The 14,414-nt window shown below is 66.8% G+C and carries 9 protein-coding genes; 3 read left to right on the top strand and 6 right to left on the bottom strand.

Annotated features, from left to right (window positions below; translation table 11 throughout):
- Positions 1-17: 17 nt before the first annotated feature.
- Positions 18-932: a class II glutamine amidotransferase gene (locus WS61_RS13835; RefSeq protein ID WP_059500989.1), complete on the top strand. Its 915-nt coding sequence runs from the start codon at positions 18-20 to the stop codon at positions 930-932.
- A gap of 600 nt (positions 933-1,532) precedes the next feature.
- The gene (locus tag WS61_RS13830) at positions 1,533-6,803 is read left to right on the top strand and encodes an autotransporter outer membrane beta-barrel domain-containing protein (RefSeq protein ID WP_059500988.1); all 5,271 of its coding nucleotides are present in this window, start codon (positions 1,533-1,535) and stop codon (positions 6,801-6,803) included.
- 78 nt (positions 6,804-6,881) lie between these two features.
- Here the strand turns inward: WS61_RS13830 and WS61_RS13825 are convergent, their stop codons facing one another.
- The 6 genes from WS61_RS13825 to WS61_RS13800 form a co-directional block, all read right to left on the bottom strand.
- Positions 6,882-7,607, bottom strand: coding sequence for an amino acid ABC transporter ATP-binding protein (locus WS61_RS13825; protein ID WP_034206415.1), 726 nt, complete (start codon positions 7,605-7,607; stop codon positions 6,882-6,884).
- Positions 7,604-8,281, bottom strand: a complete 678-nt coding sequence (gltK, locus tag WS61_RS13820; RefSeq protein WP_059500987.1) for a glutamate/aspartate ABC transporter permease GltK — start codon at positions 8,279-8,281, stop codon at positions 7,604-7,606. The genes WS61_RS13825 and gltK overlap by 4 nt, the downstream gene beginning before the upstream one ends.
- A complete protein-coding gene (locus tag WS61_RS13815) occupies positions 8,281-9,021 on the bottom strand; it encodes an amino acid ABC transporter permease (RefSeq protein ID WP_059500986.1) in 741 nt (246 codons plus the stop codon). Before WS61_RS13815 ends, gltK begins: the two co-directional genes overlap by 1 nt.
- A gap of 84 nt (positions 9,022-9,105) precedes the next feature.
- Positions 9,106-9,999, bottom strand: coding sequence for a glutamate/aspartate ABC transporter substrate-binding protein (locus WS61_RS13810; protein WP_059501113.1), 894 nt, complete (start codon positions 9,997-9,999; stop codon positions 9,106-9,108).
- Between the two features lie 220 nt (positions 10,000-10,219).
- Positions 10,220-11,506, bottom strand: coding sequence for a Glu/Leu/Phe/Val dehydrogenase (locus WS61_RS13805; protein WP_059500985.1), 1,287 nt, complete (start codon positions 11,504-11,506; stop codon positions 10,220-10,222).
- Positions 11,507-11,768: 262 nt separating this feature from the next.
- The gene (locus tag WS61_RS13800) at positions 11,769-12,737 is read right to left on the bottom strand and encodes a LysR substrate-binding domain-containing protein (RefSeq protein ID WP_059500984.1); all 969 of its coding nucleotides are present in this window, start codon (positions 12,735-12,737) and stop codon (positions 11,769-11,771) included.
- 252 nt (positions 12,738-12,989) lie between these two features.
- Between WS61_RS13800 and purB the strand changes: the two genes are divergently transcribed.
- On the top strand, positions 12,990-14,378 hold the full coding sequence (gene purB, locus WS61_RS13795) for an adenylosuccinate lyase (RefSeq protein ID WP_059500983.1): 1,389 nt from the start codon (positions 12,990-12,992) through the stop codon (positions 14,376-14,378).
- Positions 14,379-14,414: the final 36 nt, after the last annotated feature.

Here is a 14,414-nt window from a genome sequence, read left to right as displayed (position 1 = left end):
CTGCCGCCCCACGTAAAATGTGCCAACTCCTTGGAATGAACTGCGCCGCGCCGACGGACGTCACATTCTCCTTCACAGGTTTCGCGGCCCGGGGCGGGCTCACCGATCACCATGCCGACGGCTGGGGCATCGCGTTCTTCGAAGACAAGGCCTGCCGTCTCTTCATCGATCACCAGGCATCTGCCACGTCGCCGATCGCCGAAATGGTGAAGCGCTACCCGATCAAATCCAAGAACACGATCGCGCACATCCGCAAGGCGACGCAAGGGCACATCCTGCTCGAGAACAGCCATCCGTTCATGCGCGAGCTGTGGGGCCGGCACTGGATCTTCGCGCATAACGGCGATCTGCAGGACTACGCGCCGGATATGGACGGCAGCGTCTACCATCCGGTCGGCACGACCGACAGCGAGCAGGCGTTCTGCGTGCTGATGCAGGGGCTGCGCGAGGCCTTTCCCGGCGCGCAGCCGCCGCTGCCCGAACTGTTCGAGCGGGTCGGCGAGTTGACGCGCGGCATCACCGATCACGGCGTGTTCAACTTCCTGATGTCGAACGGCCAGGCGCTCTTCGCGCACTGCTCGACGCGGCTGCACTACCTCGTGCGGCGCTGGCCGTTCTCGACCGCGCATCTCGTCGACGAAGACCTGTCGATCGACTTCGCGAAATACACGACGCCGGAGGATCGCGTCGCGGTGATTGCGACGCAGCCGCTCACCGACAACGAAGTCTGGACCGCATTCGAGCCAGGCGAGCTGATCATGTTCCAGTGCGGCGACGTCGCCGCGCGGATGCGGATTCCGGTGCCCGAGCGCGTGCTCGAGAAACTGCGCAACCCGTCGCTCGACGCGTCGGCGTCCGCGCCGCGCACGGCGGTTCGCGAAGCGCTCGCCACCGCGGCCGACGGCGATTCCGACGACGCGATCGATTTCTGAAGCGCGGCATCGGCCGCTTCCTGCGCACTGCCAGCCGCGCGAGCTTCACGCGACGCGTCCGACGACGCCCGTCATCGGCGTAAATCGCCGCGCTGCGGCCAATATGGTTTCATTTTGACGACCACCCGGCGCAACCGATCGACGTCATGCAACATTTGCTTGATTTTATTAATTTACAAGCGAAAATAAATAAAAGACGCAACAAACAAAACGACGACCGATTAAAACGAAAATCCCGGTCTCGCATTTTAGCGCGCCCCTCCCGTCGGAACCGTGCGTTACCCCACCTACTCCGGCAGCCCTTCCGAATTTTCGAAAAAATCCCCCAAACCCGCCACCACCATGGCCTTCGGTTCGATTAACCACACAAATCGAAAATACCACGCATTACGGTTCGCATCATTACAGTTTCCCGTTTCTCGATAATCGACGGCCACCCGAATCAGTAGACTCCGCCCATCCTCGGTGTAACGAAACACGATTGGCGCGACACGCAGCCATAGCCGCCGCACGCCCCTTCGGATCGTTTCCCCACCGAGGAATGCGAATTCGCCGAATGGCGGCGAATGCCACGTCAAAAAGAAGAAAGAGGGGTATGCCGTGAATCACTCATTTCGATCGATATGGAGCGAAGCCGCCGGCTGCTGGGTCGCGGTTGCGGAAACGGCCCGGGCGCGCGGCAAGCGCTCGGGCAACGCATCGGGCTCGAGTCGTCGCACCGCGCACGCAACGACGCGCCGGTCGCCGCTTCGCGTCGCGGCGCTCGGCGCCGCACTGGCGGCGCTGTCGGCCGGCGCCGCGCACGCATCGACCTGCGGCAGCGGCGCCGCAATCGCGAACGGGGGCGCCTGCACGCTCGACAGCTTCAGCCCGACGGTCAACGACAACCTGGCCGGCGCCACGACCGTGTCGGGCGGCGACCGGGTCGGCCTGACGGGCGCCTGGACCGGCGCGACCGGCGACATGGGCTACACGCTGACGCCGCTCGGCAGCACGTCCGTCGTATCGGGCAACCCCGACCAGCCGCTGCTGTCGATCGGCGGCAAGACGCGCAGCGTCAGCACGCCCGACTCGATCACCGGCAGCCATACGTCGGTCGCGACCTATGACTCGGGTGCGTTCGCGGCATCGAGCGCCGGCTCGATCAACGTGCCGGTCTATCACGACGTGAACGGCAACCAGTACGTGAACACGCGGATCGGCACCGTCGAACGCTCCGGCGGCACGCTCGACGTGTCGATCGGCGATCCCGCGGGCGCGCCGACGGCGGCCGGCAATGCGATCACGATGGCGCCCAAGCAGACCGATCTGTTCGTCGCGGACGGCACGGGCACGGCGCAAAGCGTCGTCAACTGGAACTCGCGCAACCAGGTCTGGCTCGGCACCGGCGACTATCTCGCGAGCGGCGGCCCCGTCAGCCACGTGCTGCTCGACGTGCCGGCGTATGCGGGCACCTTCACGGCGTTCGACGGCAGCGCCTGGACGGTCACCGACGCCGCGTCGCTCGCCGCGTACAACACCTTTCTCGTGCGCTCGGTCCAGAGCGGCGCACTCGGCTCGCAGGCCGCGTACGATCAAGCATTCAGCCAGGCCGTCACGTTCTCCACGCAATCGTTCGAGTATGCGAACAACGTGACGCCGGGCGACAAGAACACGCTGCGGATGGATTACCTGACGGTCATGCACGGCACCGGCGCAAACGCGACGCTGCACATCGGCAAGGACGGCCAGATCGACTTCCGCGGCACCAACACGATCGACTCGAGCTCGGCGGTCCTCGCCGAAAACGGCGCGCACTTCGTCAACGACGGACGGCTGTCGGGCGACTTCACGCTCGTGCGCCTGCTGACCGGCGCGAGCGGCGTGAACAACGGCGTGATCTCGTCCGGCTACGCAGCCGGCGACAACTTCGACACCAGCGGCGCCGCGCGGCCGTACAACTTCAGCCTCAACGCATACACCGAGGGCAGCGGCATCTACGCGAACGGCGCCGGCACGACCTTCGTCAACAACGGCGTGATGAACGTCGGCGCCTGGACCTTCAACAGCACGCGCCCCGACCTGCAGAACTACGCGGTAGCCGCCACGGACGGCGCACGCGCATCGAACGCCGGCACGATCAACGTCGGCGTCAACGCGACGACGCTCGACAGCCAGGTGATCGGCGGCCTCGTCGCCGGCGGCAGCTTCACGAACGAAGCCGGCGGCACGATCTATCTCGGCCGCGCCGCGCAGTACGACGCCGCCTCGCCCGAAGCCGCGAACGACGTCGCGCTGTCCGCGCACGCGTACGGCATCCTGCTCGGCGCGTCGGGCACCGCGAGCAACCTCGGCACGATCGTGATCGGCACGCAAACGCAGAACGGCGCCGCGCTGGCAAGCATCGGTTCGACCTCCGGCGCGCTGACCAACGCGGGCGCGATCGTCGTCGACGGCGCCGCGCCCGGCACGCCGCTCGCCAACGTCGGCATGCTCGCCGCCAACACCGCGGCGGCCGTGACCAATACGGGCACGATCACGCTGAATGGCGTGAACGGCATCGGCATCATGGTCGTCGGCACCGGCACGAACGCGACGGCCGCGACGTCGACCGGCACGATCGACGTGGCCGGCGGCCTCGATCCCGCGTCGGGCACGCGCAACTACGGCGTCTGGGCCGAAGGGCCGCTCGCGAAGGCCACGGTCGACGGGGCGCTGAACCTGACCGGCACGGGCGCGATCGGCGTGCATGCGCGTTCGGGCGCAACGATCGACGTCGGTGCGAACGCCGTGCCGGCCTTCACGTCCGGCACCGACCAGATCGGCTTCTATGCATACGGTGCAGGCTCGAAAATCAACGTCGCCGCGCAGCACCTGAGCGTCGACACCGACGATTCGACGCTGTTCCGCGTCGCGGGCGGCGCGGCCTACACGGGCGCGTCGACGGCCGGCGCGCTGACGACCGACGTCAACGGCCAGCGGGCGCGCGGCGTGCTCGCGACCGACGCCGGCACCACGCTGTCGACCGGCAACGCGGTCTATAACGTCAACGGCGCGAACGGCATCGCGATCGCGGTCGAAGGCGGCGCGAAAGGCACGATCGACGCGGGCGCGACGATCAATCTGAACGCGGGCGGCGCGACCGCGGGCGTCGTCGACGGCCAGGCGCACGATCTCGCCGGCGCGAATGCCGGCGCACCGGTCGCGACGACGCTGATCAACGATGCCGCCGTCACGTCGTCGACCGCCGGCGTGACGGGTTTCGTCGCGCAAAACCTCGGCACGCTCGAGAACCGCAGCACGGTGTCGCTGACCGGCGCCGGCTCGACGGGCGTCGTGGCCGGCACGCTCGGCACGGTGAACAACGCATCGACGATCCGGGTCGCCAACGGCACGGGCGCGCTCGTGCAGGGTGCGTCGGCCACGCTCGCGAATGCGGGTTCGATCGAAGCCGACGACGGTATCGCGGGCGTACGCCTGACGGGGGCCGGCGCATCGGTCGCGCTGTCGGGCGCCGGCGCCGTCATCGCGAACGGCAGCGCCGACGGCGTGCTGATCGACTCGACCGTCACGGGCGGCGGTATCGCGGCCGGCGCGACGTCGATCGCGGTCGGCGGAGCGGGCAGCGGGATCCGCAACCTCGGTGCGAATGCAACGATCGCGCTGTCCGGCACGCAGGTCGCCACGACCGGCAACGGCGCCGCCGGCCTGACGTCGACCGGCGCGGGCGCGCGCATCGCGACCGATGCGGCCACGGTCGTCCGCACGGCGGGCGCCGATGCGCGCGGCCTGTCCGTGTCGGGGGCCGATTCCACGCTCACGGCCCATGGAACGACCGTCGCGACGACCGGCACGAACGCCCATGCGGTCGTCATGGACGCCGGCGCGACGGCCCTGCTGTCAGGCGCGAAAATCTCGACATCGGGAAGCGCGGCCGATGCCGTCGTCGTGCAAAACGGCGGCCGCATCGCCGATGCGGGATCGTCGCTCGCCAGCGCGGCCGGCAACGGCGCAACCGCGAACAGCGGCGGCGTGCTCGCGTTGACGGGCACGACGCTCGCGGGCGCGACGGCCGGCGTGCTGACGTCGGACACGCTCGCGAACGGCGCGACCAGCTCGGTACTCGTCGACGGCGGCAGCGTGACGGCCGCCACCGGGCCGGCCTTCGCCGCGCGCGGCGGCACGGCCGACATCGCGGTGCGCAACGGCACGGTCGTGACGGCCGGCAACGGCACGCTGCTGAACCTCGCGAACGGCAGCAACGTGACGTTCGACGCATCGGCGGTGAACCTCGCGGGCGACATCGTTTCCGACGCGTCGAGCACCGGCAACGTGTTCCTCGCGAACGGCACGACGCTGACCGGAAAGATCGACCCGGTCGCGCTGACCATCGACGGCACGAGCACGTGGCGCATGACGGGCAGCTCGGTCGTGAGCCGCCTGAGTAACGCGGGCCTCGTCGCGTTCGCCGCGCCGACCGGCTCGCCGACGCTGGCCGGCAGCTACAAGACGTTGACGACCGGCGGCTACGTCGGCAACGGCGGCACGATCGCGCTGAACACGTACCTCGGCGCCGACGCGTCGCCGACCGACAGGCTGATCGTGAACGGCGGCGCGGCGACCGGCACGACCGGCCTGAAGATCGCCAATACGGCCGGCACGGGCGCACTGACCACCGGCGACGGGATTCCGGTGGTCGTCACGGCCAACGGCGGCACGACCGCCGCGTCGGCGTTCCATCTCGCGGGCCCGGTACAGGCCGGCGCATACGAGTACCGGCTCTATCGCGGCGGGCAGAGCGACGCGAACGGCTGGTACCTGCGTTCGCAGCTCGACCCGACCGACCCCGGCGACCCGATCCACCCGTCCGGCGGCGACGGCGGCAACGACGGCAATGGAAACGGCAACGGCGGCGCGCTCGCGTATCGCCCGGGCGTCTCCGGCTACGCGATGACGCCGCTGCTGAACGCCGACTACGGCTTCTCGACGCTCGGCCGGCTGCACGAGCGCGTCGGCGACATCTACAACGTCGAGAAGCAGCAGCCCGGCAATCGCGACGGCGTGTGGGGGCGTATCGGCGGCCAGAGCCTCGATGCGAACGCGGGCCGCTTCTCGGCCGACGAACGCACGTTCTTCGCGCAGTTCGGCAAGGACTGGACCGTCGATCAGGCGCCGAACGGCGCCGGCAGCACGCATGCGGGCGTGACGGCCAGCATCGGCGTGGCGAATGCGAGCTTCAGCGACATGGCGCGCGCCGGCTCGCCCGACCTGTCGACGTCGACCGGCTCGGTCGAGATGCACGCGCAGAGCGTGGGCGGCTACTGGACGCGCTATCTGCCTGACGGCACCTACTTCGACAGCGTCGGACAGGTCACGCACTACGGCAACCGCTATCGCGACAGCTACGGCAACGAAGCGTCGCAGAACGGCTTCGGCGTCGCGCTGTCGCAGGAAGTCGGCAAGCCGTTCGCGCTCGGCACGTTGCCGATCGCGGTCGAGCCGCAGGCGCAGTTGATGTATCAGTACCTGAAGCTGAACGGGTTCAACGACAACGTGTCGGCCGTCTCGGGCACGACGACGCATGCGCTGCGCGGCCGCGTCGGCGTGCGCTTCTTCCGGCCGAACCTCCAGTCGGACGCGGGCGGCGGCGCCGCGACGCCATACTTCACGGCCGACGTGCTGCACGACTTCCTGTCGCCGGGGCAGACCGTCGTCGGCGGCACGCCGTTCGCGACACATCTCGGGCGCACGTGGTACGAGCTCGGTGTCGGCGTGACCGCCGGCTTCGGCAAGTCGGGCGAGCTGTATGCGAACGCGAAGATCGCGCGCAACATCGGCGGCGATTACCGGCGCGGGATCGTCGGGCAGGTCGGCTACCGGTACAGCTGGTAACGCCCGGCGGACGAAAAAAAACCGCCCGGCGGCATGCCGGGCGGTTTCTGGCTGGGTGCGCGCAAGACGCGCGAACGCTCAGTGCAGGATCTTCGCGAGGAAGTCCTTCGCGCGGTCCGATTTCGGATTCGAGAAGAAATCGTCCTTGCGGTCGTCCTCGACGATCGCGCCCTTGTCCATGAAGATCACGCGATGCGCGACCTTCTTCGCGAAGCCCATCTCGTGCGTGACGACCATCATCGTCATCCCTTCCTGCGCGAGTTCGACCATCACGTCGAGCACTTCATTGATCATCTCGGGATCGAGCGCGGACGTCGGCTCGTCGAACAGCATCGCGATCGGGTCCATCGACAGCGCGCGCGCGATCGCGACACGCTGCTGCTGGCCGCCCGACAACTGGCCCGGAAACTTGTGCGCATGCGCCTTCAGGCCGACGCGATCGAGCAGCTTCATGCCCTTTTCGGTCGCCTCGTCCTTGCCGCGGCCGAGCACCTTGATCTGCGCGAGCGTCAGGTTCTCGGTGATCGACAGGTGCGGGAACAGCTCGAAATGCTGGAACACCATCCCGACCTTCGAGCGCAGCTTCGACAGGTTCGTCTTCTTGTCGCCGACCGACTGGCCGTTCACGAGGATCTCGCCCTGCTGGAACGGCTCCAGGCCGTTCACGGTCTTGATCAGCGTCGACTTGCCGGAGCCGGACGGGCCGCATACGACGACCACTTCGCCTTTCTTGACCTCGGTCGTGCATTCGGTGAGGACCTGAAACTGGCCGTACCACTTCGAAACGTTCTTGATGGAAATCATCTTGTGACCTTTTTCTGGAGACCCTTGACGAGAGCAGACGCCAACGAGCAAATCACGAAATAGCATGCGCCGGCGAACAGGACCATCTCGACGGTCGTGCCGTCGCGATCGCCGATGTTGGCGGCCGTGCGGAAGAAGTCCGCGAGACTGATCACGTACACGAGCGACGTATCCTGGAACAGGACGATCGCCTGCGTGAGCAGCAGCGGCACCATCGCGCGGAACGCCTGCGGCAGGATCACGAGGCGCATCGCCTGCGCGTAGTTCATGCCGAGCGCGAACGCGGCATTCACCTGCCCGCGCGGCACCGCCTGGATGCCGGCGCGGATGATCTCGGAATAATACGCGGCTTCGAACAACGAGAACGCGACCATGGCCGACGCGAGGCGGATGTCGATCGTCGGCGACAGCCCGAGCACGCCCTGCAGCAGCTGCGGCACGATCAGGAAGAACCACAGCAGCACCATCACGAGCGGGATCGAGCGGAACACCGTGACGTAGCCCTTCGCGAACCACGCGAGCGGTTTCACGCCGGACAGCCGCAGCAGCGCCAGCAGCGTGCCCCAGACGATCCCGACCACGATCGCGATCAGCGTGATCTTGAACGTGACGACCGCCCCCGACCACAGCGTCGGCAGCGCGCCGGGAATACTACTCCAGTCGAACTGATGCATCACTTGCCTCCGATATAGCCGGGCAGCCGCGTGCGGCCTTCGATCCAGCGCATGAACGCCATCACGACGAGGTTGATCAGCACGTACGCGAGCGTGACCGCGATGAACGACTCGTAGGTCTGCGCGGTGTAGTCGACGAGTTGGCGCGCCTGCGCGGACAGATCGAGCAGGCCGATCGTCGACGCGACGGCGGAGTTCTTGAAGATGTTCAGGAATTCCGACGTGAGCGGCGGCACGATGATCCGGTACGCGACGGGCAGCAGCACGTAGCGATACGTCTGCCATTGCGTGAAGCCCATCGCGAGGCCGGCCGCGCGCTGGCCCTTCGGCAGCGCGTTGATCCCCGAGCGCACTTGTTCGCACACGCGCGCGCCCGTGAACAGACCGAGACAGACGATCGACGCGGTAAAGAACTGCGTGCCGGGCGGCAACTGCTTGATCCAGGTGCCGATCGACGCGGGCAGCAGCTCGGGTATCACGAGATACCAGATGAAGAACTGCACGATCAGCGGAATGTTCCGGAAGATCGACACGTACACGGTGCCGATCGCGGCGAGCCATTTGTTCGGCACGGTACGCAGCACGCCGAACAGCGATCCGACGATCAGCGCGATGACCCAGGCGACGAGCGACACTTCGATCGTCACCCAGAAGCCGGACATCAGCCATCCGAAATAAGTCGTCGGCTCGCCGGTCGACACGGGGCTCAGGAAGATGCCCCAGTTCCAGTGGTAAGACATGGGCAAGACTCCAGCAAAAAGAAACGGAAGAAGCGTGGCCTCTTCCGTCTCATGAGCGTCATTTCTGCATCAACGGCAGTGTGATCAGTCGAGCGCCTTGTCGTTCGGGTTCGCGTACAGCTTCTTCATCGACTCGGACAGCGGGAAGTTCAGGTTCAGGTTCTTCGGCGGGATCGGGTTCTCGAACCACTTCGCGTAGATCTTCGCGGCTTCGCCCGACTTCTCGACTTGCGAGATCGCGTCGTCGACGACCTTCTTGAAGTCGGTATCGCCCTTGCGCATCATGCAGCCGTAGGCCTCTTCCGATTGCGGCGTGCCGACGATCACCCATTCGCCCGGCTGCTTCGCCTTCGCGCGCTCGCCCGCGAGCAGCGCGTCATCCATCATGAACGCGACCGCGCGGCCCGATTCCAGCGTGTTGAACGAATCGCCGTGATCCTTCGCGCTGATGATGTTCATGCCGAGCTGCTTGTCGTTGTTCATCTTGCGCAGCAGGCGCTCCGACGTCGTGCCGGCAGTCGTCACGACCGTCTTGCCCTTCAGGTCGCCGAAATCCTTGACGCCCGAATCCTTCTTCGTCATCAGGCGCGTGCCGATCACGAAGATCGTGTTCGAGAATGCGGCCTGCTGCTGACGCTCGGCGTTGTTGGTCGTCGAGCCGCACTCGATGTCGACCGTGCCGTTCTGCACCAGCGGAATACGGTTCTGCGACGTGACGGGGATGTTCTTCACCTGCAGGTTCGGCAGGTTCAGCTTCTTCTTCACCGCATCCACGACCTTCATCTGGAAGTCGCGCGAATAGCCGACCACCTGCTGGTTCTGGTCATAGTAAGAGAACGGAATCGACGATTCGCGGTGGCCCAGCGCGATCACGCCCGTGTCCTTGATCTTCTTCAGCGTGCCCGTCTCCTGAGCATGCGCGCCGCTTGCGAACGCGCAAAGCGCCGCCACCATCAGGACTGCCTTGTGGTATTTCATTTTGGTCATCTCCTTGGCTAAAACCCGCGCCAGTGTATCAAAGTAATATTTTTGAAAGTACTGGTTGTTTACCGCACTACGAATCGCCCCGTGCGAAGCCGTCCTCCCGGCTTCCGGCGCCTGAATGCGCACGCGGGCGGCGCCGGATTCGGCACCGCCCGCGAGGGTTCATGCACGCAATCGCGAGGATTGCGTCATGCGTCGATCGTAGTCGAACCGATCAGGGATACAGGCCGCGCATTTCGCGCGCCATCAGGATGCGCTTGCACGCGACGATGAACGCCGCCGTACGCACCGTCACCTTGTGCTCTTCCGCGACCGCCCACACGCCGGCGAACGCTTCGCGCATCACGCGCTCGAGACGGTGGTTGATCTCGTCTTCCGTCCAGAAGAAGCTCGAGAAATCCTGCACCCACTCGAAGTACGACACGGTCACGCCGCCCGCGTTCGCGATCACGTCGGGGATCACGAGCACGCCGTTCGCGCTCAGGATGTCGTCGGCCGCCGTCGTCGTCGGGCCGTTCGCGCCTTCGACGATGATCTTCGTGCGGATCTTCGATGCGTTCTTCTCGGTGATCTGGTTTTCCAGTGCCGCCGGGATCAGGATGTCGGTCTCGACCGTCCAGAACTCGTCGTTCGGCATCGGCTCGGCGCCTTCGAAGCCCGCGACGCCGCCCGTGCGTGCGACGTGGTCGAGCAGCTTGTTCGAATCGAGGCCGGCCGGCTGGTAGATCGTGCCCGTGTGGTCCTGCACCGCGATCACCTTCGAGCCCGCTTCCTGGAACAGCTTCGCCGCAATGCCGCCGACGTTGCCGAAGCCCTGCACCGCGATGCGCGCGCCTTCGATCTCGAGGCCCTTCTTCTTCGCCGCTTCGCAGCCGACGACGAACACGCCGCGGCCCGTCGCTTCCTTGCGGCCGAGCGAACCGCCGAGCGCGATCGGCTTGCCGGTCACGACGCCGGTCGACGTCTGGCCCTGGTTCATCGAGAAGGTGTCCATCATCCACGCCATCACCTGTTCGTTGGTGTTGACGTCCGGCGCCGGAATGTCGGTGTTCGGGCCGATGATGATGCCGATTTCGCTGGTGTAGCGACGCGTCACGCGCTCGAGCTCGCCGCGCGACAGCTTGCGCGGGTCGACGCGGATGCCGCCCTTCGCGCCGCCGTACGGCACGTTCACGGCCGCGTTCTTCACCGACATCCATGCCGACAGCGCCATCACTTCCGACAGCGTCACGTCCTGGTGGTAGCGCACGCCGCCCTTGCCCGGGCCGCGCGACACGTTGTGCTGCACGCGATAGCCCTCGAAGTGCGCGACGGTACCGTTGTCGAGCTCGATGGGCACGTCGACGACCAGGATGCGCTTCGGACGCTTCAGCGTTTCGAGCCAGCGCGACAGCGAGCCGAGGTACGGCGCGACGCGATCGACCTGTTGAAGGTAGTTGCCCCACGGGCCGAGATCGTCGGCGTGCAGGTAGGACGGGATGGACTGCTGTTGCGAAGACATGGAGGCTCCAACGTTCAACGGATTGCGCACATTGTCGAAAAACCCGTTTTTTTTATCCAATGCCGTTTGTTTATTCGATTATGCGTTTCTTGCATGATCGCGATTTTTCGCAAGATCGCGGTCGATTTGCGCAAGAACGCCCGCGATCGGCCGGGCATCGCGCTCGTGAAAACCGCTCTGCCGACGCGCGGGCCGGCCCGCGGACAGCCGTCCGACAGGCGCCGCAAGGCCGCCGTCAGCCGGCCGAATCAACCGTCGGCGGTTAGCCGGTGCCGCCGCCGGCGGTCTCGCGCAGCTCGTCGCGCACGACGTCCCACAGCGCGCGCACGAGCTTCTGCCGCGGATCGTCGCCCTGCAGCGCGAGCTTGTCGCAGTACAGCCGGATCTCCATCGTCAACGTGAACGGATGCGCGCCGCCGCCGCGCGCCGAGCGGTCGAGCCGGATCAACCGGCCGCCCGCGACCGCGTCGTCGACCGCGCTGTGCGGCAGGAACGCGACGCCGTGGCCCGCGAGCGCCATCGCCTTCAGCCCTTCGGCCATGTCGGTTTCGTACACGCGATCGAGGAACAGACGCGTCGGCGCGTTCGCGATGATGACTTCGGTCATCCGGCCGAGATACGCGTTCGGCGTATACGACAGATACGGCACGCGCGCGTCGGCCGCGCCCGGCAGCGTATGGCGCGGCCGGCCCGCGCGGCCGGGCGCGGAAAACGGGCTGATCGGCTCGCTGCCGAGAATCAGCATGTCGTAGCGAGCCGGGTCGAGCGCGACCGGATGGCTCGGGTGGTGGTAGCCCATCACGAGGTCGCAGCCGCCCTCGACGAGCGACAGCACCGCGTCGTGCACGTTCAGCGCGCGCAGCCGCGTGTGGACCTGCCCCATCTTCGCCTCGATCCGCTCGAGCCAGCGCGGGAAATACGTGAGCGACAGCGTGTGCGGCACCGCGAATTCGATCGTCGGCACCGGTGCGCCGACGTGGCCGCGCAGCAGCGTCCTTGCCTCGTGCGCCTGCGACAGCATCGTCAGCGCTTGCTCGTAGAAAATCTGCCCGGCCTGCGTGAGCCGGGTCGGATAGACCGAACGATCGATCAGCTCGGTCGCGAGCCATGCCTCGAGCGCCTGGATGCGCCGCGAGAACGCCGGCTGCGACACGTGCCGCAGCTCGGCGGAGCGGCTAAAGCTGCGCGTTTCCGCGAGCGAGACGAAGTCTTCGAGCCATTTCAGTTCCATGCAGGCGGGCGCGGCGGGCGGCGGTCGGGAAGAAGCCTGCATTCTACCGGCGGGCAGGCCCGGCCGGCGGCTTGCCTGGCGGCCCGACGAGCCGGCGCGGGCGCCTGCCCGCAGGCCGTTCGCGCGCCGCCCGGGCATCGTTCGGCCGTGGCGCCGGCGACCGGGCCGGTTCGGCCGGGATCGTCCCGCGCCAATGGTAAAATGCCGGATTCTCTCCCCTCGCTCGACCCGGCCCCAAGGCCCCGCCCGATCATGTCCGACACTCGTCCCGATACGCTTTTCGCCCTCACCGCGCTCTCGCCCATCGACGGCCGCTACGCCAGCAAGACCGAAGCGCTGCGCGACTGGCTCTCCGAAGCCGCCTTCATGCGCCACCGCGTCACCGTCGAGGTGCACTGGCTGATCGCGCTGTCGCGCGCCGGCTTCGCGGAAGTCCCGCGCTTCTCGGAAGCGTCCGAGCAGTTCCTGCTGCAGCTCGCCGAGCGCTTCACCGCGCACGACGCCGCGCGCATCAAGGAAATCGAGCGCGTGACGAACCACGACGTGAAGGCCGTCGAATACTGGCTGAAGGAATCGGTGAAGGGCCAGGCCGAACTCGAGAAGGCGAGCGAATTCATCCACTTCGCGTGCACGTCCGAGGACATCAACAACACGTCGCACGGGATGATGCTCGCCGGCGCGCGCGAACACGTGATCCTGCCGGCGCTGCGCACGGTCCACCAGCGCCTCGTCGCACTCGCGCACGCACACGCCGAACAGCCGATGCTGTCGCGCACGCACGGCCAGCCGGCCAGCCCGACGACGCTCGGCAAGGAACTCGCGAACGTCGCCGCGCGCCTCGCCCGCGCGATCGCGCGCATCGAGAAGGTCGAGATCCTCGGCAAGATGAACGGCGCGGTCGGCAACTTCAACGCGCACCTGTCCGCGTATCCGGAATTCGACTGGGAAGCGTTCTCGCGCGACGTGATCGAAAACCGCCTGAAGCTCACGTTCAACCCGTACACGATCCAGATCGAGCCGCACGACTACATGGCCGAACTGTTCGACGCGGTCGCGCGCGCGAACACGATCCTGCTCGACCTCGATCGCGACGTGTGGGGCTACATCTCGGTCGGCTACTTCAAGCAGAAGACGAAGGCCGGCGAGATCGGCTCGTCGACGATGCCGCACAAGGTCAACCCGATCGACTTCGAGAACTCGGAAGGCAACCTCGGCCTCGCGAACGCGACGCTGCGCCACCTCGCCGACAAGCTGCCGGTGTCGCGCTGGCAGCGCGACCTGACCGACTCGACGGTGCTGCGCAACATGGGCGTCGCGCTCGGCTATTCGCTGCTCGCGTACGATTCGCTGATCCGTGGCCTCGACAAGCTCGAGGTGAACCCGCAGCGCCTGAACGAAGATCTCGACAACTGCTGGGAAGTGCTCGCCGAGCCGGTGCAGACGGTGATGCGCCGCTACGGCATCGAGAACCCGTACGAGCAGTTGAAGGAACTGACGCGCGGCAAGGGCATCACGCGCGAAGCGCTGCAGGAATTCGTCGGCACGCTCGCGATCCCGCAGGACGCGAAGGATCGCCTGCTCGCGATGACGCCGGCGTCGTACATCGGCAAGGCCGTCGAACTCGCGAAGCGGATCGCGTAAGCAGCGCCGTCGCCCGACAAAAAAACCGATGCGAGC

Origin of the sequence: Burkholderia sp. ABCPW 11 (assembly GCF_001523445.1) — a bacterium.
Lineage (GTDB): Bacteria > Pseudomonadota > Gammaproteobacteria > Burkholderiales > Burkholderiaceae > Burkholderia.
Note: the sequence above shows the minus strand (reverse complement) of the source record. Positions and strands in the feature narration are given on the sequence as shown.